This window comes from Winogradskyella pelagia (assembly GCF_017581965.1).
GTDB lineage: Bacteria > Bacteroidota > Bacteroidia > Flavobacteriales > Flavobacteriaceae > Winogradskyella > Winogradskyella pelagia.
Genome location: NZ_JAGEVF010000014.1, coordinates 38,005 through 62,555, shown reverse-complemented (window position 1 = coordinate 62,555; position 24,551 = coordinate 38,005). Strand labels below are relative to the sequence as shown.

At 36.9% G+C, this 24,551-nt stretch carries 26 protein-coding genes; 14 read left to right on the top strand and 12 right to left on the bottom strand.

Translation table 11 applies throughout. The features are described from left to right. Positions 1-26: 26 nt before the first annotated feature. Both pckA and J4050_RS14290 read right to left on the bottom strand, forming a co-directional pair. On the bottom strand, positions 27-1,646 hold the full coding sequence (gene pckA, locus J4050_RS14295; RefSeq protein ID WP_208155281.1) for a phosphoenolpyruvate carboxykinase (ATP): 1,620 nt from the start codon (positions 1,644-1,646) through the stop codon (positions 27-29). A 66-nt stretch (positions 1,647-1,712) separates the two neighbouring features. Then, the gene (locus tag J4050_RS14290; protein WP_208155280.1) at positions 1,713-2,102 is read right to left on the bottom strand and encodes a DUF423 domain-containing protein; all 390 of its coding nucleotides are present in this window, start codon (positions 2,100-2,102) and stop codon (positions 1,713-1,715) included. 79 nt (positions 2,103-2,181) lie between these two features. Between J4050_RS14290 and J4050_RS14285 the strand changes: the two genes are divergently transcribed. From J4050_RS14285 to J4050_RS14275, 3 genes are all read left to right on the top strand, one after another. Then, a complete protein-coding gene (locus J4050_RS14285; RefSeq protein ID WP_208155279.1) occupies positions 2,182-3,546 on the top strand; it encodes a saccharopine dehydrogenase family protein in 1,365 nt (454 codons plus the stop codon). Between the two features lie 161 nt (positions 3,547-3,707). Then, positions 3,708-4,217 carry a hypothetical protein gene (locus J4050_RS14280; protein WP_208155278.1) on the top strand — a complete coding sequence of 170 codons (510 nt, stop codon included), beginning with the start codon at positions 3,708-3,710 and terminating at the stop codon, positions 4,215-4,217. 78 nt (positions 4,218-4,295) lie between these two features. After that, the gene (locus J4050_RS14275) at positions 4,296-4,766 is read left to right on the top strand and encodes an Lrp/AsnC ligand binding domain-containing protein (protein ID WP_208155277.1); all 471 of its coding nucleotides are present in this window, start codon (positions 4,296-4,298) and stop codon (positions 4,764-4,766) included. A 55-nt stretch (positions 4,767-4,821) separates the two neighbouring features. Here J4050_RS14275 and J4050_RS14270 read toward each other — a convergent pair whose 3' ends face one another. From J4050_RS14270 to J4050_RS14240, 7 genes are all read right to left on the bottom strand, one after another. After that, positions 4,822-5,517 carry a zinc metallopeptidase gene (locus tag J4050_RS14270; RefSeq protein WP_208155276.1) on the bottom strand — a complete coding sequence of 232 codons (696 nt, stop codon included), beginning with the start codon at positions 5,515-5,517 and terminating at the stop codon, positions 4,822-4,824. Between the two features lie 74 nt (positions 5,518-5,591). Continuing rightward, on the bottom strand, positions 5,592-6,122 hold the full coding sequence (locus J4050_RS14265; RefSeq protein WP_208155275.1) for a hypothetical protein: 531 nt from the start codon (positions 6,120-6,122) through the stop codon (positions 5,592-5,594). A gap of 45 nt (positions 6,123-6,167) precedes the next feature. After that, positions 6,168-7,271 (bottom strand): alanine dehydrogenase, encoded by a 1,104-nt coding sequence (gene ald, locus J4050_RS14260; protein ID WP_208155274.1) that lies wholly within the window; start codon positions 7,269-7,271, stop codon positions 6,168-6,170. 284 nt (positions 7,272-7,555) lie between these two features. After that, positions 7,556-9,133 carry a CHRD domain-containing protein gene (locus tag J4050_RS14255; protein ID WP_208155273.1) on the bottom strand — a complete coding sequence of 526 codons (1,578 nt, stop codon included), beginning with the start codon at positions 9,131-9,133 and terminating at the stop codon, positions 7,556-7,558. A 109-nt stretch (positions 9,134-9,242) separates the two neighbouring features. Continuing rightward, the gene (locus tag J4050_RS14250; RefSeq protein WP_208155272.1) at positions 9,243-10,052 is read right to left on the bottom strand and encodes an anti-sigma factor; all 810 of its coding nucleotides are present in this window, start codon (positions 10,050-10,052) and stop codon (positions 9,243-9,245) included. Beyond that, positions 10,045-10,584, bottom strand: coding sequence for an RNA polymerase sigma factor (locus J4050_RS14245; RefSeq protein WP_208155271.1), 540 nt, complete (start codon positions 10,582-10,584; stop codon positions 10,045-10,047). Before J4050_RS14245 ends, J4050_RS14250 begins: the two co-directional genes overlap by 8 nt. 52 nt (positions 10,585-10,636) lie before the next feature. Then, entirely contained in the window at positions 10,637-13,618 is a 2,982-nt protein-coding gene (locus tag J4050_RS14240) for a leucine--tRNA ligase (RefSeq protein ID WP_208155270.1), read from the bottom strand. Between the two features lie 122 nt (positions 13,619-13,740). Here J4050_RS14240 and J4050_RS14235 point away from each other — a divergent pair, with 122 nt between their 5' ends. From J4050_RS14235 to J4050_RS14210, 6 genes are all read left to right on the top strand, one after another. Beyond that, positions 13,741-14,619, top strand: a complete 879-nt coding sequence (locus J4050_RS14235) for a cell division protein FtsX (protein WP_208155269.1) — start codon at positions 13,741-13,743, stop codon at positions 14,617-14,619. 58 nt (positions 14,620-14,677) lie between these two features. Next, a complete protein-coding gene (locus J4050_RS14230) occupies positions 14,678-15,037 on the top strand; it encodes a hypothetical protein (protein ID WP_208155268.1) in 360 nt (119 codons plus the stop codon). 5 nt (positions 15,038-15,042) lie between these two features. After that, positions 15,043-15,330: a DUF3098 domain-containing protein gene (locus tag J4050_RS14225; protein ID WP_208155267.1), complete on the top strand. Its 288-nt coding sequence runs from the start codon at positions 15,043-15,045 to the stop codon at positions 15,328-15,330. A gap of 76 nt (positions 15,331-15,406) precedes the next feature. Further along, entirely contained in the window at positions 15,407-16,201 is a 795-nt protein-coding gene (locus J4050_RS14220; RefSeq protein WP_208155266.1) for an undecaprenyl-diphosphate phosphatase, read from the top strand. A 1-nt stretch (position 16,202) separates the two neighbouring features. Next, on the top strand, positions 16,203-16,904 hold the full coding sequence (gene truB, locus J4050_RS14215; RefSeq protein WP_208155265.1) for a tRNA pseudouridine(55) synthase TruB: 702 nt from the start codon (positions 16,203-16,205) through the stop codon (positions 16,902-16,904). A gap of 77 nt (positions 16,905-16,981) precedes the next feature. Next, positions 16,982-17,722: an energy transducer TonB family protein gene (locus J4050_RS14210; RefSeq protein ID WP_208155264.1), complete on the top strand. Its 741-nt coding sequence runs from the start codon at positions 16,982-16,984 to the stop codon at positions 17,720-17,722. On the opposite strand, the gene J4050_RS14205 is transcribed toward J4050_RS14210, so the two are convergent. Further along, positions 17,719-18,336: a thioredoxin family protein gene (locus J4050_RS14205; protein ID WP_208155263.1), complete on the bottom strand. Its 618-nt coding sequence runs from the start codon at positions 18,334-18,336 to the stop codon at positions 17,719-17,721. The genes J4050_RS14210 and J4050_RS14205 overlap by 4 nt on opposite strands. Before the next feature lie 79 nt (positions 18,337-18,415). On the opposite strand from J4050_RS14205, the gene J4050_RS14200 reads away from it, so the two are divergent. From J4050_RS14200 to J4050_RS14180, 5 genes are all read left to right on the top strand, one after another. Continuing rightward, the gene (locus J4050_RS14200; RefSeq protein ID WP_208155262.1) at positions 18,416-18,673 is read left to right on the top strand and encodes a hypothetical protein; all 258 of its coding nucleotides are present in this window, start codon (positions 18,416-18,418) and stop codon (positions 18,671-18,673) included. Continuing rightward, positions 18,663-19,247 carry a DNA-3-methyladenine glycosylase I gene (locus tag J4050_RS14195; protein ID WP_208155261.1) on the top strand — a complete coding sequence of 195 codons (585 nt, stop codon included), beginning with the start codon at positions 18,663-18,665 and terminating at the stop codon, positions 19,245-19,247. The genes J4050_RS14200 and J4050_RS14195 overlap by 11 nt, the downstream gene beginning before the upstream one ends. A 73-nt stretch (positions 19,248-19,320) precedes the next feature. Further along, positions 19,321-21,831 carry a PQQ-dependent sugar dehydrogenase gene (locus J4050_RS14190; protein WP_208155260.1) on the top strand — a complete coding sequence of 837 codons (2,511 nt, stop codon included), beginning with the start codon at positions 19,321-19,323 and terminating at the stop codon, positions 21,829-21,831. Positions 21,832-21,835: 4 nt separating this feature from the next. Then, entirely contained in the window at positions 21,836-22,435 is a 600-nt protein-coding gene (locus J4050_RS14185) for a hypothetical protein (RefSeq protein WP_208155259.1), read from the top strand. After that, the gene (locus J4050_RS14180) at positions 22,416-23,102 is read left to right on the top strand and encodes a DUF2490 domain-containing protein (protein WP_208155258.1); all 687 of its coding nucleotides are present in this window, start codon (positions 22,416-22,418) and stop codon (positions 23,100-23,102) included. Before J4050_RS14185 ends, J4050_RS14180 begins: the two co-directional genes overlap by 20 nt. Before the next feature lies 1 nt (position 23,103). Here the strand turns inward: J4050_RS14180 and aat are convergent, their stop codons facing one another. Continuing rightward, entirely contained in the window at positions 23,104-23,727 is a 624-nt protein-coding gene (aat, locus tag J4050_RS14175) for a leucyl/phenylalanyl-tRNA--protein transferase (protein WP_208155257.1), read from the bottom strand. Between the two features lie 420 nt (positions 23,728-24,147). Continuing rightward, positions 24,148-24,543 (bottom strand): hypothetical protein, encoded by a 396-nt coding sequence (locus J4050_RS14170; RefSeq protein ID WP_208155256.1) that lies wholly within the window; start codon positions 24,541-24,543, stop codon positions 24,148-24,150. Between the last annotated feature and the right edge of the window lie 8 nt (positions 24,544-24,551).

Sequence of the window (24,551 nt, the reverse complement as noted above, 5' to 3'; positions counted from 1 at the left end):
CGCTTTTTTTTATCAATCACTTAAAACTAGAACCCGTAACGTTGTGGGCCGCCTCTTCTTATTTCCTCAGAGGCATAGGATTCAAACTTTTTAAAGTTCTCTCTAAACGAATTTGAGAGTTTAAAAGCCATTTTATAATAGGCGTCATCATCATTCCATGTGGTTCTTGGACTGAGCACTTCTGTTGGCACACCTGGACATGTTCTCGGTTGGGCCACACCAAATACGGAATGTATGTGGTAATCTTCATAAGTATAATTACCTAATTGTCCAGTTAAGGCAGCAGTAATCATTGCTCTTGTGTATTTTAATTTCATGCGTGTCCCAACACCATAAGGGCCACCTGTCCAACCTGTATTAACCAACCAAACATTTACACCTGCCTCTTTCATTTTTTTACTTAGCATATCTGCATATTCTGTAGGGTGTAAAGGCATAAATGGTGCTCCAAAACAAGCTGAGAATGATGGTTGCGGCTCTACAACACCAGCTTCGGTACCTGCTACTTTAGCTGTATAACCAGAAATAAAGTGATATGCCGCTTGGGCAGGTGTGAGTTTAGATATTGGAGGCAATACACCGAAGGCATCTGCTGTTAAAAAGAAAATATTCTTCGGATTTCCGGCATATGACGGTTGCTTAATATTGTCTATATGGTAAATAGGATAGCTTACTCTTGTATTTTGAGTGATAGTACTATCCATGTAATCTACCTCACCGTTATCTTTAAAAATCACATTCTCTAAAATGGCTCCTGGACGAATGGCTCTGTATATATCTGGTTCTTTTTCTTCGCTAAGGTCAATCACTTTAGCATAGCAGCCACCTTCAAAATTGAATATTGAGTTTTCCGCCGTCCAGCCATGCTCATCGTCACCAATTAACTGTCTATTTGGATCTGTTGATAAAGTTGTTTTACCAGTACCTGATAATCCAAAGAAAATGGCCGTTTCTCCATTCTCACCAACATTTGCTGAACAATGCATTGGCAACACATTCTTTTCTACTGGGAGTATAAAGTTTAAAGCCGTAAAAATTCCCTTTTTCATTTCACCAGTATAAGCAGAGCCTCCAACTAGTGCTATCTTTTTGGTAAAATTTAATATTGAGAAATTACCTTGCCTTAATCCATGATTCTCTGGGTCTGGACAGACGTAACCTGGGGCACATAGTACCAACCACTCCTCTTCAAAATCTTTCAATTCTTCTTCACTAGGTCTTAAAAACATATTGTAAATAAACATATTAGACCAGGGATACTCTGTTACGGTCCTCACATTCATCTTGTAATTTGGATCCGCACAGACATAACCATCTCTTACAAACACTTCCTTACTGCTTAAGTAGTGCTCAACTTCTTTCTGAAGAAAATCAAAATGTTCAGGTGAAATAGCCTTATTAGAAGGTCCCCACCAAATTTTGTCTTTTGTGTAATCGTCCTTAACCAAAAAACGGTCTTCTGGAGAACGCCCTGTAAATTTTCCTGTATTTATAGCCAAAGTACCATTAGCAGTTTCCTTTCCTAAGCCTTTCTCTATTGTAATAGCTTGAAGCTGTTCGGGTGATAATTGATAATGAATTTTGGAATCTTTAATACCGTAAGCATCTAACGAAATCGTTTTCGTGGAATGGGCAGGATTTACCATATTTGTTGTTTTAATTTAAAGGTGCAAAATTAAAACATTATTTTAAAAATGGCGAGCACATTACTATTAATCGACCTTATTCTTAATTATCCCGATTAACATCAGCACCCATGCTAGTATTAATAGCAATCCACCTAATGGCGTTATCAATGCTATTGAGGTAAAATCGAATGATGATAGGTCATTTGTTGCCAAGCCGAAGATAGAGCCAGAAAAGAAAAGTACACCTAGAACAACCAATAAAAACACATATGATTTTAATTTTTTACTTAAAAATGAGGTGCCTCCCAACAGCAATAGCAGAAAGGCATGATACATCTGGTAACGTACACCCGTTTCAAAAGATTTTATAGCTTCTTGATTAACAAGTTTTTCTAAGCCATGAGCTGCAAACGCGCCCAGGACTATCCCTAACACACCAAAAACAGCCCCAGTAATTAATAGTTTTTTGTTCATAATTAAGACGTATTTGCACCGTAAATACTTACCGTATTTATTACATTCGTGCATATAAAATTAGTCATATTAAGCTATTATGCGAAAGATTTTAGTAATTGGTGCAGGTAAATCATCATCTTATTTAATTAAGTATTTTCTTGATAAATCTGATAGTGAAGAACTGCACATCGCTATTGGAGACATCAACATAGATAATGCCAAAAAACTCTTAGGTGACCACCCTAATTCAGAAGCTATTCATCTCGATATTTTTAACTCTGAAGCCAGGTCTAAAGCAATTGCATCAGCAGATATTGTTGTTTCTATGCTGCCCGCACGTTTTCATATTGAAGTAGCCAGAGATTGTATTCGCCATAAAAAACATATGGTTACAGCCTCTTATGTGAGCAAAGAAATGCAAGAGCTAAATGACGAAGCCGAATCAAACGAGCTAATCTTTATGAACGAGATTGGTGTAGACCCTGGAATTGACCATATGAGCGCCATGCAGGTTATTGATCGAATACGAGATAATGGTGGCAAAATGATTTTGTTTGAATCCTTTACTGGAGGTTTAGTAGCTCCAGAAAGTGACAACAATCTTTGGAACTATAAATTTACTTGGAACCCGAGAAATGTTGTTGTTGCAGGTCAAGGTGGTGCCGCAAAGTTTCTTCAAGAAAATCAATTTAAATACATCCCTTATCACCGATTGTTTAGGCGTACAGAATTTTTAGAAATTGAGGGCTACGGGCGATTTGAAGCTTATGCCAACAGAGATTCTCTTAAATACCAGCATGTTTATGGACTCGACCATGCAAAAACTTTGTATCGTGGTACAATGAGACGTGTCGGGTTCAGTAGAGCTTGGAATGTCTTTGTGCAATTAGGAATGACGGACGACAGCTACATCATTGAGGATAGCATCAATATGAGCTACAGAGATTTTGTAAATTCATTTTTACCCTATAGTCCAACCGATTCAGTGGAGTTGAAATTTAGGCATGCTTTAAAGCTTGATCAAGATGATCTTATATGGGATAAATTCTTAGAACTAGACCTGTTTAATCCAAACAAAAAGGTTGGTTTAGAAGCTGCTACTCCCGCTCAAATTCTGCAAAAAATATTAATGGATAGCTGGACTTTAAGTGCAAATGATAAAGACATGATTGTGATGTATCATAAATTTGGTTACGAAAAAGATGGGAATAAGCATCAAATCGATGCGACAATGGTAGTTTTAGGAGAAGACCAAACCTATACTGCTATGTCCAAAACTGTGGGCTTACCCGTTGCCATAGCTACGCTTGATATTTTAAATGGCAAAATCGTTACACCTGGAGTACAAATACCTATTACCAAAGAAGTCTACTCACCAATTTTAAAAGAATTAGAATCCTATGGTGTATCATTTAAAGAAAAAGAGGTCCCTTATTTAGGCTATAATCCCCTTAACTTATAGGCTGTTTTATCTAAGTCTGCGACCACGACTAATTTGCAATTTCAAGCACTTCTTATAGAAATTACTATATTGCCTAGGTAATTTGATGATTTTCAAACTACAACCCAAGTCTAACTGAAAGTAAAACACCCTATTTTTTACTTTCTTAAAACCTATTTCACATGAAACCCAAACAACTTCTATGTGCCTTTATTTTGTCATTTTTTATTTTAGGATGCAGCAGTGACGACCAAGTCTATGTCATAGCTGAAGACCCTGGTATACGCGCAACTATTGATGGCGGCACTTACTCTGATTACAATTACCAAGACGGTGTATATGAAATTACGTCCAACGGAAATGGTAGCGTATTAAGTATTGACTCTGCAGATATCAATGGTGATATGCTCACACTCTTTCTTAATGCCACTGGAGGATTCGATGCGGGAGTAGTTAAAGACATGGGAAATGTTGACGAAAATAATTTTGTAACCTATGTGCTGATTAGACAGCAAAACTTGCAGCTTAGTTATTATTCCGATTCAGGACAGGTAACCATAACCTCTAATGTACCTCATCCGACGGAGGAGGGAACTCGATTAATTTCAGGGACTTTTGAAGTTGCCGCTTCGAGTACAACACCAAACCATACAACTACTATTACTGGAACCTTTATAGATTTATCTTATTAAGAACAGAAACAGTTCTAATTAGTTTCAATTTAAAATTGATTTAGTACATTTAACTTTCAATTGCAATTATATTTTGAGATGAAGGTTAACAGCAAAGGGGTTTATATTGATGGTATTGATAAAAAGATACTTAGGGCGCTAATGCAAGATGCTAGAACACCCATTCTTGAAATAGCTCGAAACGTTGGTATATCTGGTGCTGCTATTCATCAACGACTTAAAAAACTAGAAAAGTCTGGATTACTTGCAGGATCTAAATTTGTAATTAATCCCAAAGTTTTAGGATATACGACTATGGCATTCGTTGGTGTTTATTTAGACAAAGCCGTTAGTAATCCTGATGCCGTGAAACAACTAAAAAAAGTACCGGAAGTTATAGAATGTCACTATACAACAGGCGAATGGAGTATTTTTATTAAAATTCTATCCAAGGATAATGAACATCTTATGCACGTATTGAATTCACAAATTCAAAGTATTACCGGTGTTTCGCGAACAGAAACTTTTATTTCTTTACAACAACAGATTGATCGACAGATTAAAATATAACTCACAAAAAAAGCCCTGAGAAATCAGGGCTTTGAGTTTTAAATATCTAATTTAATTAATCTCTACCGCCAAAGATTTGAAGCGCCCAATACAACAAGGAAGCCAACGCACCTATAGCCGCAACTAAATAGGTTCTAGCAGCCCATTTTAAGGCGTCTTCAGCACCTTCATATTCTTGTTGGCTAACCATATTCTTTGTTTTTAACCAGGCTAAAGCTCTATTGCTGGCATCGTATTCTACAGGCAACGTAATAAAACTAAACAAGGTTGCAAAACCCATAAATACTAAACCTGCTACGGCAACCCAATAGCCTGGGCCAAAACCTGCAGCAGCGCCAAGAATTAAACCTCCAATAACTAACCATTGACTCATACCTGAAGTGACGCTAACAATAGGCACCAATTGCGAACGCATTTGCAAAGCACCATATGCAGTGGCGTGCTGTACCGCATGACCAACCTCATGCGCGGCAACTGCAGCTGCCGCCGCATTTCGTTGATTGTAAACCGCCTCACTCAGATTAACCGTTTTATTTTTGGGATTGTAATGGTCGGTCAGTTGTCCTCTTACCGAAATAACTTCAACATCGCCAATGCCATTATCTGCTAACATTTTTTCAGCAATTTCCCTACCAGACATGCCATTGTTTAATTGTCGTTTAGAGTAAAAGGCAAATTTTTTCTTAAGCTTATTACTCACCATCCAACTTACCAAAGCAATCGCTCCAATTAATATATAATATCCTAACATATGTTTAATTTTTGTTATGTAAATTTAGCAAAGAAGTAACAAAAAATAAGCCAAACTAACGTTAAGAAATTTTGTCAGTTTTTTACTTTAAAAAGCTTGGCACGTTGGGAAACTGTGACAGGATAGGCTGTTACTTTTGGAATATCCTCAGAGGTGTTACCAGATACAACTTCTTCATTGGTATTTGAAAAAACAATCTCAAACAACATATAATCATCGTAAAAGGCCTCAGTAGTTATTAATAAATTTCCTTGAACTTCAAAAATGCTATGTATCCTATGTCCAAATTGTTTAGCTGGTAGCCGGATACCATTATTTTCATCAATTATGTACTGACCTAGGGTACTATCTTTAACTATAAGATTATAATTTCTCTCTTGGCGCTTCGCATCCGCAATGTAAACGATTTTATATTGATATGTCCCTATAACTTCTGTAGGCTGAAAGTGGAATTCCATACCTATTGTCTGCTTTCCTTTATCATTCTCAATAATCAAATCGCCTTTGTAAATACCAAAAGCATCCTCTGGAAAATTAAAACCATCCTTTTGTGCTAACACTAATGATGAAAAACACAAAAGGATGATTAAAATAAAAACTCTCATAATACTAATGACGTATTTTAATCTAAAGATAGCGATTAAAAAAACTTAGGCCATTGCATCCATAGACCAGTTAAAAGCCTCTGCAATTTCTTCATAAACAATTTTACCATCGACCACATTTAATCCCTTGGATAGACTTTCGTCAGTTTCACAAGCCTTTTCCCAGCCCTGATTGGCCAATTTTAGAACATAAGGTAATGTTACATTGGTTAAAGCCAAGGTCGATGTATAAGGTACTGCACCAGGCATGTTAGCTACGCAGTAATGTACCACATCATCAATGATATAAGTCGGGTCTTCGTGAGTAGTTGCTTTAGTCGTTTCTATACAACCGCCTTGGTCTACGGCAACATCTACAATAACAGTTCCAGGACGCATTTCTTTGAGCATATCCCTTGTAATCAATTTAGGTGCTTTAGCACCTTTTATTAAAACACCTCCTATAATTAAATCGTGATCTTTAATTCTTGTTCTGATATTGAATTCGCTCGAAAACTCCGTAACCACATGATTTGGCATAACATCGTTAACATAACGCAATTGTTTCATATTAATATCCATAATAGTAACATGTGCACCTAAACCAGCTGCCATTTTAGCGGCTTGTATACCAACGGTCCCTGCACCTAAAACCAAAACTTTACCTGGAGGCACACCTGGTACACCTCCTAATAATACGCCTCTACCCTTAATGGGTTTTTCTAAATATTTTGCACCTTGTTGTACTGCCATACGGCCAGCTACCTCAGACATTGGTGTTAATAACGGCAACGTCCCATTCTCACATTCTACAGTTTCATAAGCAATGCATACGGCACCACTTTTTATCATTGCCTTAGTTAAAGTTTCACTAGATGCAAAATGAAAATAAGTGAAGACCACATGATGCGATTTTATCAATGGATACTCTTGCTCAATAGGTTCCTTTACTTTAACAATCATATCTGCAGCTGCATAAATTTCCTCTATGGTATCGAGGACGACGGCACCAACCTCCATATAATCTTCATCAAAAAAGCCACTACCTAAGCCTGCGCTCTTTTGTACATAAACATCGTGATTGTTCTTGGTTAATTCGAATACGCCTGCTGGTGTCATACCAACACGGTTTTCATTGTTCTTGATTTCTTTGGGTACTCCGATTTTCATTTATAATTGTTGATTAGAATTTAATAGCAGTAAGAAAGTACCATCAAAAAAATGAGCAAAGCAAATTTTATAGACTTTGGAAGGACATTTTTATAGATTATTTATTTTTTCGCCTCTATTTTTTGATTTTCTCAAAAAAGAACTCATTATCAAAGAAATACACTAATAGATATAATTTTAAAAATATCGATTAACTACAAACAGGCTTTAATAGTTTTTGATATTAAAAATAAGAAAAGCCACCCTAATGGCAGCTTTTCTCCCCCTCAAATTGAACAATCTAATTACATAGCATTCAACCCAATATCACCTTGTGCAACAATAGTTGCCAATTCGTTCATACTTAAATGCACATTGATATAGCCATCAACTTCAAGTACATCGCTGTAACCAAACATGGTATTATCATCTAACATTGCCACATTTGAGATACTCACTCCTGTAGTACCATTTACAGGTGTGAACGTATAAAGGATAGGACCACCTTCTGCAGCTGAATTCATGTGTATGTGCGCTGGGTGCATACCGCCATTAGGCGTTCCGGACAAAATGATAGTCGCCTGGGCTTCTCCATTAACGCGTTCCTCAAAAATTACTGAGCCATTGATTCCGGGTACGTCGATTTCACCTAGCATATACATTCTGGATTCTCCTGTTAATTCATTCTGCCCAATATCACCTTGAGCAACTATAGTGGCTAATTGATCCACACTTAAATGTACATTGACGTAGCCATCGACATCTAGCACATCGTTATAACCAAACATGGAATTATCATCTAACATTGCTACGTTTGAGACACTCATTCCTGTGGTACCATCAACTGGTGTAAATGTGTAGAGAATAGCACCACCTTCTGCGGCTGTATTCATATGAATATGTGCTGGATGCATTCCTCCATCAGGCGTTCCGGACAACATTATAGTAGCCAGAGCTTCTCCATTAACACGCTCTTCAAAAAGTACCGAGCCACTGATTCCTGGGACGTCTCTTTCACCTAAATTGTAAGACTTGGAAACTCCTGTTAGTTCATTTTGACCAATATCACCTTGAGCAACTATGGTGGCTAACTGATCTACACTTAAATGTACATTCACATAGCCATCGACATCAAGCACATCGTTATAACCGAACATTGAATTGTCGTCTAGCATAGCGACATTAGAACGGCTCATTCCTGTAGCACCATCTACTGGTGTAAACGTGTAGAGAATAGCACCACCTTCTGCGGCTGTATTCATATGGATATGCGCTGGGTGCATACCCTCATCAGGCGTTCCCATGAGCATAATAGTAGCTTGAGCTTCACCATTAACACGCTCTTCAAAAAGAACTGACCCACTGATTCCTAGGACATCTTTTTCACCTAAATTGTAAGATTTTGAAACTCCAGTTAATTCATTTTGTCCAATATCACCTTGCGCTAACACGGTGGCTAATTCATCCATGCTTAAATGGATGTTGATGTAGCCATCAAAATCCAATAAACTCTGGTAATCTAATGGCATACCGTCATCCGTTTGGGTTACAAAGGTTTGACTGGTTCCAGTTGAGCCATTAACAGGGTTTAGACTTACAGCAATAGCACCACCCTCAGCTGCCGTATTAAAATGGATGTGGGATGGATGCATTCCGTTTTGAGGTGTGCCATTAAGGTCTACGGAAACTAAAACACTACCGTCTATTTGATTGGTAAATGTTGCCGAGCCCGACACACCAGAGTTCGCCAATTCAAATAATTGATAGGTTTTTGATTCTAAATTTGGGTCAACGGTGATGGCGTCATCATCGGTGCTACAACTTACAATGAACAAAGTCATAACACACATGGTTAGCATTGTTCTAATTTTTAAATACTTCATTTCTTTAATTTTTATGGTTTTGCCCTACGTACGAAGTATTTAATGCAAGGGTTCAATAAATTTTCATTTTATGAAAACTTTAAGAAAATTAGGGGAAAAGAAGAGTGAACTAAGAATCTGTAGTTCCCAATACATAAAGCTGCTCTAAGTTTGGTGTTTCGCTCCCTCCATTAGGCTCTAGAGTAATCCCAAAAGCTTCAGAGGCATTAGGATTGTCAAAGGAAAATAAGGTGTTCTGGTTGCTGTAGTTGTCGAGCAAACCGATACTTGTCGGCGTTAGCGGACTCAGTGTTAAGGACCAAACCTGATAGACCATGGAATCAGGTGCTTCTGGTAGTTGACTGGCATCAATAATTATTTTGTCCTTCTCTGTGTTCCAAAAGACACTGACATTAGAATCCGGAGAAATTTCCTGTCCTGCCAAATTAATTTTCTTGGTGTTTATAGATGCTACTGTTTTTAGCAGTTCTTCTTTGAGGATGGTATTTTGAATTTGACTTTCTATCTGCTCCTCTAACTTTTCCTTTTGTTCAATATTGGAAGTTAAAATGGTTTGTACCTCTGTCGTTGTTTGATATTGATACACAAAAAACATTAAAAATATAGCTGCGGCAGCCCATCCTATATAGGGAGTTAATGGTATTACTTTCTTTTTAGGTGTTGGTTCAGTTTCATCGGATTGAACCTTCCCTACTCGCTGTTTTACTATCTTTTTAAGAACCTCATTGAAATCTTCGGTGTCTGACACTGAGGCTTCAGCAGCCAAACGCATAACTATCTGTTCAATAGCCTCAACTTCTTGTCTAATATCCTCATCATCCTGAATTAGCTGAGCCAATTCGGCATTGCGCTCTTCCGAAAGTAAGCCTGCCACATACAATTCAAGTTCACCAGATGCTATGAGTTCCTTACTAGTCATTTTTCAAATTTTCACGAAGGTGCTTTAAACAATTTCTATTTCTACTTTTTACGGTTCCCAGAGGAATTGATAAACGCTCTGCCGCCATTTTTTGGGTATAATCCTTAAAATAGAGCATTTCAATTAGCTCTACACACTTGCGCTTTAATTGTTTTAACATTCGTCTTAGCCCGTCGTATTTTTCACCAGAGGTTGTATTGTCCGTTGGCTGTTCATAGATACTAACGAATAAATCTAAGGAATGGTTCTTTTTTTGGGTCTTAAATTCTTTCGACCTTGAATAATCAATCGCGGCATTTCTGGCCATATTAAGCAGCCATGTAAAAAAGCGGCCCTTTGCGGCATCATACAACTGTGACTTTTCCCAGACCTTAACAAATACATCCTGACAAATTTCCTTTGAGATGGCCTCATCCTGAATAATAACATTTATGGCACCAAGAATATTCTTGGCGTACATATGGTGAAGCTGCTCAAAGGCATCTACGTCCTTAACTTTTAATTGAGCAACCAGTATGTCTGTTTTATCCATGAGATTCTTTTTAGAAAACCTTAAGATAGTTTAATTACCACGATTAGGTACATTAACCAACGATATTTACAATTTTCCCAGGTACCACAATTACCTTTTTAGGTGTGCGCCCTTGCAATTGCTCTTGTGTTTTTTCGTATGCCAAAACAGTTTTTTCGATGTCTTCCTTACTCATATCCAAAGGCAATTCTAGCGTAAAGCGCATTTTTCCATTAAATGAAATAGGATAGTTTTTGGTACTTTCTATCAAATATTTTTCTTCAAATTTTGGAAACGGAACTATTGAAATTGAGTTTGCATGACCTAGTTGCTCCCATAATTCCTCTGCGATATGTGGTGCATACGCTGAAATAAGAATTAAAAGTGGTTCTAAAATAGCTTTACTGGTACACTTTTGGGCTGTTAATTCATTAACGGCAATCATAAAGGTAGATACCGAAGTATTAAAGGAGAAGTTCTCAATGTCTTCTTCTACCTTCTTAATGGTTTTATGTAGCGTTTTTAGATTATCCTTAGTGGGCTCAGCGTCAGTGACCTTAAGACCATTATCATCCACAAATAACTTCCAAAGCTTTTTAAGGAAACTATGCACACCTGTAATACCAGCAGTATTCCATGGCTTGTATTGCTCTAATGGGCCAAGGAACATCTCATATAGGCGTAAGCTGTCTGCACCATATTGCTCAACAATATCATCTGGGTTGACCACGTTGTATTTGGACTTGGACATTTTTTCGACATCACGTTTCACCTTAAACGCACCGTCTTCTTCAGTAATGAATATGGCATCTTTGAACTCTGATCTCCAATTTTTAAAAGCTTCAACATCTAATTCATCTGAAGAATTAACTAAATTAACATCTGCATGAATAGCTAAGAATCTTTCAGGGTTAATGTCTACTCTGACTAATTTTCCTTGGGATAATTGAATCGATTCCAATTTCAACTTTATATTTTCGATGAATTGTTTCTTCTCTTCTGCAGATTCCTTTATGGTCTCAAGTTTTATGGCAGAAACAAAAACGTTGAACTTACCCATTTGTTCTCGTAAATCTTCACCTTTACCTTCAAAACCAAAGCTGTCAACATTAATTTTAAAAACAAAAGCACTCGTCCCCAAAATCATACCTTGGTTAATGAGTTTTTTAAAAGGTTCATCAATAGAAACAAAGCCTCTATCGTATAAAAATTTCACCCAAAAACGTGAATACAAAAGATGACCTGTGGCGTGCTCGCTGCCTCCTATGTATAAATCTACGTTTTTCCAATAGTTTAAAGCGTCCTCACTCGCAAAGGTTTCGGCACGCTTGGCATCTTCCATATATCTAAAAAAGTACCACGAACTCCCAGCCCAGCCAGGCATGGTGTTCAGCTCTAAAGGAAAAATCGTTTTGTTATCAATCTTATTATTAGACACTACCCTATTACTTTCGGTATCCCAAGCCCAAACATCGGCGCGTCCTAATGGTGGTTCGCCTTCTTCGGTTGGCAGATATTTTTCAACCTCTGGTAAGGTTAATGGCAAATGCTTAGCATCTATCATTTGTGGCATGCCATTCACGTAATACGTAGGGAAAGGCTCGCCCCAATAGCGTTGGCGCGAAAAGACAGCATCTCTTAAACGGTAATTGGTTTTTCCTCGACCTTTACCTATTTGTTCTAACTCATAAATAGCACGTTTGCTCGCTTTTTTGTAGTTCATTCCATTAAGGAAATCACTATTGGCAATTTTAACATTTTCCTTGGATGAAAAGGCCTCTTCTGAGATATCTATTCCGTCAAAAATATTTGGAATTGGAATATTAAAATGTTTTGCAAAATCATAATCGCGCTGGTCACCACAAGGCACAGCCATGACGGCTCCGGTTCCATAGCTTGCCAACACATAATCACCAATCCAGATTGGTATCGGTTCTTTAGTGAAAGGATGCTCTACATAAGCACCCGTAAACACACCAGAAATAGTCTTAACATCTGCCATGCGGTCGCGTTCACTGCGCTTCGCTGTTTTTTCAATATAAGCCTCAACCTCAGCTTTATGCACTTCGGATGTGATTTTTGACACCAATTCGTGTTCTGGAGCCAATGTCATAAAACTAACACCGTAAATGGTATCAGGCCGTGTAGTAAAGACTTCTATGGTTGCATCGTAGTCTTTTACATCGAAAGAAACTGATGCGCCAACCGATTTACCTATCCAATTACGCTGGCTTTCTTTTAATGAATCCGTCCAATCGATGGTTTCTAAATCTTGAAGCAAACGTTCTGCATAAGCCGAAATACGCATACTCCATTGGGTCATTTTTTTACGGATTACTGGATGTCCACCACGTTCTGAAACCCCATTAATAATTTCATCATTTGCTAAAACCGTTCCTAGTGCTGGGCACCAGTTCACTTCAGTTTCTGCTAAATAGGTCAATCTATATTTCAACAAGATTTCTTGTTGTTGCTCAGAAGAATAGCTATTCCAATCGGTTGCTGTAAATGGCTGTATATCCTCATCGCAAGCTGCATTCACTTTTGTGTTTCCTTCTGAAGAAAACTTAGAAATCAAGTTATCAATAGGTTCTGCTTTATCAGAATCGTAATTATACCAAGATTCAAACAACTGAATAAAAATCCACTGTGTCCATTTATAGTACTTTGGTTCAGACGTCCGGACCTCCCGGCTCCAATCGAAAGAAAAACCAATTTGATCAAGCTGCCTGCGATAGGTTTTAATATTCTTTTCTGTTGTTAAAGCGGGATGTTGACCTGTTTGTATAGCATATTGCTCAGCAGGTAAACCAAAACTATCATAACCCATAGGATGCAATACATTAAAGCCCTTATGGCGCTTGTAGCGTGAATAGATATCACTAGCAATATAGCCTAAAGGGTGTCCCACATGCAAACCCGCTCCGCTAGGATATGGAAACATGTCCAGCACATAATACTTTGGCTTATCACTGGTGTTAGAGGCTTTAAATGTGCCATTTTTTGCCCAATACGCTTGCCATTTTTTTTCAATGGCGTTAAAGTTGTACCGCATCTTTGATTATTATTGAAATAAGGGGCAAATTTAAAGGTATTGCAACACAATAAAAAACTAAACGTTGTATTAGTCTACAGAAGCAATTAGTTTTATATTTTTACAGCATTAATCCGTTTTAAATGGCATCATCCTTCGATAAATACCAAAAGCGTAAACTAATTTCATCATACATTTCTGTAGTTATTAGCATTGCATTAGTCCTATTTTTATTAGGTTGTCTTGGTTTATTGGTTATAAATTCTAAAAAAGTAGCTGACCACTTTAAAGAACAAGTGGTGATGACCATCTATTTAAATGATACTGCCAAAGAAGTTGAGGTAAATCAGTTAAAAAAGAGTCTAGCTATGGCCGATTACACTAAAGAAGCCTTATATGTATCCAAAGAAGAAGCTGCTGAATTTATGAAAGTTGAAACAGGAGAAGACTTTATGGATTTTGTAGGCTATAATCCGCTCAAAAATTCTATTGATGTATATCTCAAAGCTGATTTTGTAACCACTCAACAACTCTCTGAAATTACAGATAATTTATCGAGTAAATCGTTTATTGAAGAAATTAGATACGATAATGACCTGGTAGAACTCATGAACGACAATGTGCAGAAAATATCATTTTGGGTTTTGGTTATCAGTGGACTATTTACGCTTATTGCCGTACTATTAATCAATAGCTCAATTAGATTAGCGGTATATTCAAAACGATTTATAATTAAAACCATGCAAATGGTTGGTGCCACTAAAAGCTTTATCAGACGTCCTTTTGTTTGGAAAAGTATACAGCTTGGAATTATTGGTGCCATACTTGCTCTAGCAGGTGTTGCCGTTGTTTTGTATTACCTCAACCTTACTTTCCCTGAACTGAATTTATTGAATAACACCATATCACTTTTGGCCTTATTCCTAGGTGTTTTTGGCTTAGGAATAGTTATAACATGGATGAGCACCTTCATTGCTACCCAGCGGTTTCTCAATCTTAAGACGGACCAGCTTTACTATTAAATTCTTACAGAAATACTAGATTTTTCTTTTTATCGTTTTGATTATATAAATCAATCAAATGAAAAAAGTATTGCTCTACTTCTCAACAGTTGCTCTATTGGCAGTTCTTGGGGCTATTCTACTCCTTAAATCTTGTAGCATAAACAATCCTCAACCTGAAGATTGTGAAGTTGTTAATGTTATTATAACCCAAATTAGTGAAGGTACTAGTTATGATATTGTCTTTAGAGACAACGGTACAGACTTCTACTACATAAACCGTGGACTAGAGCGTGGATTAAATTTAGATTCCCTTAAGACTAAAGTTTTAAATAAAACTGTTACTTTGCATTTAGCAAAACTAATTGGAGGTGCTGTCACATCAGAACACATTTCTCAATTAACGGTGGATAATGATACGCTATTTACAGAATTTTAAATATAATGGGAGAGCAAAAACGTAAACAACAAGCCAAATCAGAGTTTATCTTTGGTAAGAAAAATTACAAATGGTTTCTTATTGGCCTGGGCTTTATTGCAGTTGGCTTTTTTATAATGGCTTATGGTTATGACTTTACCTATGCTGGTAAGAATAATGATCCCAATACATTTGACCCTGCTATCTTTAGATGGGACCGCATTCGGTTGGCACCGACTTTAGTACTTATTGGATTTGGACTTCAAGTCTATGCTATACTTGCTAATTCTAATAAAGGTAAATCTTCAAAATAAAAGCACTTTCAGTAATTATTAGCGCTTCGACTTCTTTATTTGGAAATTGATTCTTGAAAGTTGATATTTGCCAACGATGGAAATTATAGATGCGATTATTCTAGGTATAATTCAAGGCTTAACGGAATTTCTTCCGGTTTCGTCCAGTGGTCATTTAGAATTGGGAAAAGCAATTCTTGGCGATAATTCAATCCCTGAAGAAAGCCTGTTATTTACGGTTGTACTTCACTTTGCAACGGCTCTTAGTACCATTGTTGTATTTAGAAAAGATGTACTGAGCATTCTAAAAGGCGCTCTAAAATTACAATGGAATTCTGATTTACAATTCGTTGCTAAAATTGCCATATCTATGCTTCCTGCGGCTATAATTGGGTATACCTACGAACATGAATTAGCAAGTCTGTTTAATGGGAATATTAAACTTGTTGGCTTTATGCTCATACTTACGGCCCTTTTATTGTTTCTCGCTGATAAGGCAAAAGACACTTCAAAAAATATAACTTTTCAAAACGCAATTGTCATTGGTATCTCACAGGCTATTGCAATGTTGCCAGGAATATCGAGGTCAGGTGCTACTATATCTACTTCAGTATTACTAGGAAACGATAAAACAAAAGCCGCACGCTTCTCTTTTTTAATGGTGGTACCGCTTATTCTTGGAAAAATTGCAAAAGATATTATTGGTGGTGAATTGACTTATGACAGTACAAGCTTCACGCCTCTATTAATTGGATTTTTAGCTGCTTTCGTTTCTGGCTTAGCTGCTTGTACTTGGATGATAAAGTTGGTTAAGAACAGTAAATTGATTTATTTTTCTATTTACTGTATTATAGTAGGATTAATTGCCATAGGCCTGGCTTCAACACAATAGGATGAAGGCAGCCGAAGACTACTTATCTGGACAAGTCATTCTTATAGATAAACCACTAGAGTGGACCTCATTCCAAGCAGTAAATAAGATTCGTTGGGCCATTAGAAAAGCTTTTGGGCTTAAAAAAATTAAAGTAGGCCATGCTGGCACTTTAGACCCCCTAGCTTCCGGGTTACTCATAATCTGCACAGGTAAAATGACCAAGCAAATTAACATCTATCAAGGTCTGGAAAAAGAATATACTGGTACTATAACTCTGGGCAGCACCACACCATCTTTTGACCTTGAAACAGATATAAACAAATCTTATCCCACAGGTCATATTACCGAAGAACTGATACATTCTACAACGCACCAATTTACAGGAACTATTAAACAGTTTCCGCCTGTATTTTCAGCCATTAAAAAGGATGGGAAACGACTATACGAGTTTGCTAGGGCTGGGGAACATGTAGATATTAAAGCACGAGAAGTTGAAATATCAGAATTTGATATTACTCAAATCAATGGTCTAGAACTAAAATTTAGTGTGGTTTGCAGTAAAGGCACCTATATTAGATCATTGGCAAACGACTTTGGCAAAGCCTTAAATTCGGGAGCGCACTTAAGCGAATTAAGACGAACCAAGATTGGTGATTTTAATGTTAATGATGCTATTTCACCTGAGATTTTCTTTAAGCAATTGCCTGGAATAGAGCCTTAATCTATTAGCAGAATCCACAGAGTTAAACCATTTCATGGTTATTTTCGTATATATTGCAACACACTAAAATTATTTTTTTGTCATTGATTGCACGATATAAAGCTGGTATTATAACCTTTCTCCTTACTGGTATTTTTGTTTTAGGATTGTTTAGTATTCAACTCAAACAACGCGGAGTACTGATAAGCGAAAGTTTCTACGAGATTAATCCCGAACCAGAGTCTCAGCAGGAAGAACTTATACAGGATGACTTATTGGACTCCAATTCGTCCTCAAGTGATAAGGCATTTAACGAAGACCAAGAATACAAGGAAATGATGCGTAATTTCAAAGCCATTAGTGCAAATGATTTTGAACAAACTACTAAAGCATTAGAACAGACTAAATCAGATCTTATCGAAGAAGAATCATCAGAACTAAGGTCCGTATCTAACCATATGGGTTATGCACTTAAAGCTAACGAAACAGAGGCTTTTAAAAAACTTCAAGAAAAATTAAACAAGCGTCTAGTCAATGAAAAGGTGATAGATAAACATGCCAATAAAAGAAGTAGCTTAACGTATTCACTAAAAGATAGAGTTTTAGAGTATTATAAAACACCGCGCTATCTCTGCGAATTCGGCGGAAAGATTGTTGTTAGTATTAAGGTAGATTCAGATGGTAATGTCTTTGATGCTTATATTAATGGTGCTTCGAGCTCTAATAATCAATGTCTTATTGAAAGCGCTATTTCTTATGCAAAAACAGCCAAATTCAGCAGTTCAAGTCGAAAAAATCAATTAGGCACTATAACCTTTGTGTTCAAGGGAAAAGGTTAATTTAAAAGATTTAATAAATCACTTACTGCCGATTGTCCTTTATCTTTATTATACCAACGTTGTAAATCCTCTTTAAACTCAGGCGTGAGCGCGCCATGCTTCTCTTTGTAGGCATTCACCAATTCTGTAGCCACTGAAGGTCTAGGACCAAATGTCCCAACTACTTCTTTAGACTCTTCATCAATAGCAATTAGCTTTGGGATTGAGCGTCCGCCATTGGTTAGAAACTGGTTCATTAGCACATCATTTTCATCTCTCAGAACTACCCTATAGTTAATATTACCATTGAGTTCTGCGACCTTATTAATCACTGGCATAATATGCGCCGCATCACCACACCAACTTTCCGTCAAAACAAGCCATGTCATTTTGCCTGAATAATTTTCAATTTTTGCTTTAGCTTTATCCGATAGCTTTACAGTTTTATCCCAGCGTCTCATCCTGCGTTGATTAAGCATCGTATAATTAGCCAATGCTTCTGTTTTCTCGTTGCCAGTTGTAGATGACCTTTCCACTAAGACATTAACTAGTCCAATATATTCTTGGTAAGACATACTCTTGTTTAGACTATCTAAGATTGTTGTGTTAGGCATATTTAATTCGGTTGTATTCATTAGTGCAAATTTAAGGTAGCATTTTTATTTTTTATGTCACAGTTGTTACCTTAGTAGATAAATCAAAGTATTACTTACAATGAACTGGAAGTGGATTAAAATAATAGAATATTTTAGAACTGCTTTACTATTGGCATTTGCCTTTCCAATCATAGCTCAATATTTTCATTGGATTAAAGACAGTGAGTTCTTTACAAAAGACAAGCTGGAGGATATTAAAAACATAGCTATTCTTTTGTACATCATCGTTTACATCATTGAATTGAGGGTAAAGCTCAAGTATAAAGACAATGAAATAGCTAACCTAAAAACACGATTACTTCACTATGAGAAATGAACCTAAACGTTGTGGTTGGTGCGAAGGTGACCCACTTTATGAAGCCTATCACGATAATGAATGGGGCGTACCTATTTATGATGATGCAACCTTGTTTGAGTTTTTGATTTTAGAGACCTTTCAAGCTGGACTGAGCTGGATTACAGTTCTTAGAAAACGAGAAAACTTTAGAACCGCTTTTGACAATTTTAATTACAACAGCATTGCCAAATACAACGAAGAAAAGATTAACCAGCTATTACATAATAAAGGCATTATACGCAATAAACTTAAAATTAATGCAACGGTAAGCAACGCAAAAGCCTTTTTAAAGATACGAGACGATTTCGGAACCTTTTCTAAATACATTTGGTCTTTTGTTAATGGCAAACCTATAATAAACAGTTATAACAATTATAAGGAAGCGCCTGCTAATACGGAACTCAGTGATAAAATAAGTGCAGATCTTAAAAAAAGAGGTTTTAAATTTGTAGGCTCCACTGTAGTTTATGCCCATATGCAAGCTACCGGAATGGTCAATGACCATGAGGTTAGCTGTTTTAGACACGAAGAAGTTAAAAAAAAGGTTAAATAAAAAGTTTTCAGTAACTTAGCGGTAAAATACGTAGTTTAACGATAAAATATAACATCCCTTAATCTACATTGCTATGAAATCTCTTAAACCTATTATTACTCTTTTTGGTGCCTTATTGTCGTTTTCGCTTTATGCCCAGATTACGTTTGAATCCGCATTTCCGAATATATCTTTTTCGAATCCCGTAGAAATACAAAATGCTCAAGATGGCTCTAACCGTTTTTTTGTAGTAGAACAGCCAGGACGCATAGAAGTATTTCCAAATGATCCTAATGTTATTATTTCTGGAGTCTCCACATTTCTCAATATAGAAAGTGCGGTTACTTTTTCTTCTGGTCAAGAAATGGGACTATTAGGTTTAGCTTTTCATCCCAACTATGTTCAAAATGGCTACTTCTACGTGTATTATACCACAGGCAGTTCTAGTAATCTAAGAATGATAATCTCTAGGTTTACTGTAGACAGCTCTAACCCAAATTTAGCCAACCCTATCAGCGAAGTTATCTTATTGGATTACAGCAAAAATCAATCTACCAGTAACCACAATGGCGGTAAAATCGCTTTTGGTACTGATGGCTATCTTTACATTTCCATTGGTGATGGTGGCGGCGGAAATGACCCACAGAATAATGCTCAAAATATAAATAATGCCTTCGGAAGTATACTAAGAATTGACGTAGATGTTGACGGCAGTAACCCAATAAGTTCAAATGGTAATTACGAAATCCCTAGCGACAATCCTTTTGCGGGCGCACCAGGTTTAGATGAGATTTTTGCCTATGGTATAAGAAATACCTGGAAGTTTTCGGTTGACGAGGTTACAGGTAATATTTGGGGCGCAGATGTTGGCCAAAACGAATTTGAAGAAATTAATCTTATTCTCAACGGCAGAAACTACGGTTGGAAACGCTTTGAAGCTGAAGATATTGCCAACAACGCTCCTACCCAAGGCCCAGGCCCCTTAGAGTTCCCTGTATTCTTTTATCAACATACAGCATCCGATAGATCAATAACAGGAGGTTATGTCTATAGAGGTTCTGGAGTAACGAGTTTAAACCCAGATATTAACTCAAAATACATCTTTGGAGACTACGTTAGTGGCAGGGTTTGGGCTTTAGATTATAATCCAACCACAGGAGCAGCGAGCAGAACATTATTATTTGACTCGCCTGGATTTGTATCTAGTTTTGGTTTGGATGAGAGTGGTGAACTCTATTTCAGTTCTTATGGCAGTAATGCGCAGATTTTTAAAATTGTCGATGGCTCTTCAGGACCTAACGGGATAGCAGTAGATGGTATTGGAGAATGGTCCACAACATCGACTGAGAGTTTTAATGGGCAAATTCGTGCTATTGAAACAAGTGCAGACGGCACTATCTATATTGGTGGTGATTTTACGGTCTCGGAAGATAATTCCATCAACAATATTGCAACCTGGTCCGAAACCAATGGCTTAAATGCCTTTGGAACGGCGAACGGGACAATAAATGCTATTAAACTCGCGCCAAATGGCAATCTCTATGTAGCAGGTGTATTCACAGAAATTGATGGTATAACTGCCAATAATATTGCCATGTGGAATGGCAGTTCTTGGACAGCTTTAGGTTCTGGAATAGACGGTTCCATCGCAGCTATGGCTATTGATTCAAACAACACTATTTATGTTGGAGGTATTTTTGAAACTTTAAATGGAAATCCGGCAAGGAATCTTGCTGTATGGAACGGAACAAGTTGGAACGCCTTAATTGATAATACAAATTCCATTGCAGGCACAAATAATGAAATACGCTCATTAGCTATAGATGATAACGACATACTTTACGCTGGTGGTAATTTTGATGAAGCTGGCGGTAACCCTGCAAATCGAATAGCCACCTGGGACGGTACAAATTGGGGAAGCTTAGGAGACGGTACAAGCGGATTTGTTGAAGCTATAACCACAACAAGCGATGCTGTTTATGTTGGAGGTAATTTTGGTGAAGCTGGGAATATTACCGTAAACCGCATTGCAAAATGGGATAAAACTAACGGTTCTTGGTCAGCATTGGGTAATGGACTGAGCAATATTGTTACAGGATTGCTTCATGATGGTGCAAATCTATATGCTGCAGGAGGTTTTGAAGTTGCTAATGAAAATGTAACGGATAGGATTATCGTTAATAGTATAGCCCAATATAACGAAACAGATGGCTGGAGTCCATTAGGCACTGATACTACTGTAGGTGTAGACAATCAAATAAATACCATCCAATTTGCGAAAGACAGTGATGGTACCAATAAAATATTTGTTGGAGGTAACTTTAATTCAGCAGGATTAACCTCTGCCAATGATTTTGCCCAGTGGGTATTTACAGAAAACCTAAGCACAGATGATTTCTCATTGTCTTCGCAATTTAAAATCTATCCAAATCCTGCTACAGATAAGGTATTCTTTAATGAGACAGTAAATTGGTTCCTTAATGACAATCTTGGAAGGCTATTAGATGAGGGTGCAGGTGATTCTATAGAAATTTTAAACCTACCTAGTGGTTTGTATTTTTTAACCATTAATAATGTAGAAACTTTTAAAATACTAAAACAATAATGTGTTGGCGCAGATAAGAATCTCAAAACCTATATACAGTCTTTGGTGTATTCTCTTTTTTAGCACTGTCCTTACCTCCCAGACTAAAAACGAACAAGAAGAGCGTGTTGATTTAAACATGTTCCCAGACACAGCTATTTCTTTAATAAAAGCACTTCCCGAGGATTGTAAAAAACTTAAATTCTACAAAGAAACCGACAACGACCATAGAAGTTTTGAAGCAAAGTTTAAATATAATAAACAACGCTATAGTATAGAATTCGCCACTTCTGGTATGGTTGAAGACATTGAGGTTACGGTGAAATTTAAATCCCTACAAAAGACCGCAAAAGCTACTGTAAAAATGTATTTTGAAAAGGAATTTGAAAAAACTAAAATCCTGAAAACTCAAAAACAGTATGTTTTTGAAAATCTTAAAGCCTCGGGAGCATCCATCAAAAAGGTACTTAATAATAAAAGTGATATTGCTCCAAATTATGAGATTATTGCAGAGGTAAAAACAAAGTCAGAACGTTCAATTAGAGAATTCACGTTTAGTAATTCTGGGAAACTCATAAAAATAAGGGTCTTAAATCCCGCCTCATATGAGCATATCCTCTACTAAACAATTCTTTGTGATTATAGCTTTTTTCGTTGGGCTATATGGTTATTCTCAAGAGAGTTTTGAATCTCTCGGTGAATCTGCTTTTTTGGTAAACCATAAGGTCTCTAACAATTATAGAATACACTTTGCCACCAGAGCGCGCTACTATATTTTTCAACGCGACGATTTTCACTTCAAAAACCGTCAAATTGATTTTGTTCACTTTTCTACCTTAGCCTTAAACTATAACCACAGCATTAGTTTTGGTATTCAATATAGATTTAGAGAGGATTTTGATGACGGTAATAATGAGCTGCGTTTAACGCAACAGTTTAATTACACCAAGCGTAATTATGCGCTTAGATTTGGCCACAGAATCCGATTAGAACAGCGTATTTTAGATGACCTTACCGTTATAAGATACCGCTATCGCTTTGCCTTGGATTTTCCGTTTAATGGCGAAAAACTCGATATTGGCGAGGGTTACTTTGTGGGTTCTATGGAAGCTCTATTGAGCCAAAGCACCAGACTAAAACCAGAGCTAGATCATAGAACAACTGTTCTGGTTGGTTGGTTACTCTCTACTAAGATGAGACTGCAAGCAGGATTAGAATACCGGTTTGAAGCTTTTAATGTTAAGACAGAACAAAGCCTTTTTATTTTAACCTCAGCAATACTTGATATTTAACTTACAGATACCTCAAAAAGGCTTCTCTTGCCATATCCTTAGCGCCCAAACTCTCCAAATGTTTAGTGTACAACTGACAATCAATAAGTTTATAGTTAGAGTTTTGTATAAATGAAATAAAACCAAATTTACTGGCATTAGATACTTTTGCAAACATACTTTCTCCACAGAACACGCCATTTTTTAAATCTACCCCATATAATCCTCCAACAAGATTGCTGTCTTGCCAAACCTCGACCGAAGTAGCGTAGCCAAGCTCGTGTAATTTAATATAGGCTTGTTTCATTTCCGAGGTAATCCATGTGCCCTGTTGACCATCTCTTTTAATTAATGAGCATTGGTCAATAACTTCTTCAAAAGCTTGGTTCTTGGTAAGTCTAAACGTTCCTTTTCGTATAATTTTCTGCATACTTTTAGATACCTTCAACTCATTGGGCAAAAGCACAAACCTCGGGTCTGGAGACCACCAAAGTATAGGTTCTTCATTCTCGTACCAAGGGAATATACCATGTCTATAGGCGTGTAAAACCCGTTCTGGAGACAAATCACCACCGACAGCCAATAGGCCTTCTGGCGATGCTTCAGAGACATGTGGAAATTCTATTTTTTGTGACAGAAAATGCATGGTTTAGGGCTAGATTCTGTAATACAGCAGTTTTTGCTGTTAAATTAACTTATATACTTTGATACTACAAGATTTTTATTGATATTTGAATTGACCTTTATGAATAAATATTGTTCATCATTGCTTTTTTTTAATTTTTGTTATAGAGGTCAAACCTAAAACCACAACATTAAGTCCTGACTAACCATCAGGACTTTTTCTTTAGAATTATTTTGTAGATGTTTCAGTGAATTTATGCACAAATATGTTTTTTAGCATTAGGTCATGGCAGGCTATTTATGAACAAAGCACCCAAGATGCAGGTGCTTTGTTTTTGCTATTAATCTATGGGTATAACTAAAAATCAGCTTTAGAGGACACCCTAACTAATGCTTAAAGTTAGGAAAAATATTACATATTTAATAAAACAACAATGGGATTTTATCTGGCTAATTTGGTTTGTAAAAAAGTAAAAGACTTTCCTATTCCTTGATTGTTCAACCTTTGGTAAATTAAAGTCATTTTCTCCTCAGTGAGAAGACTGATTTCATAGTTTCTTTCCGTACTAGTATCTGTTACTAATTTTAACTCTAAATAAGAACTTTTAAATCCTCCTACCACAGCTGTTATAATTTCCCAGTGATAAGTCTTTGTCACTCCTCCTTTGCTATAATCCTGCATAGTCCCAATTGAGTTAAAGACCCATCTGCTTACATTGGCCGACCCTTCGGCAATCCATGTACCAATTATTTCTTCAAAATCATTGCCGTGTTGGGCTGTTTGTTGAGCTCTACAAAAGAAGCTTAAGAACCAAAATAAAACTACTGCTCTAAACATTTCCTAGA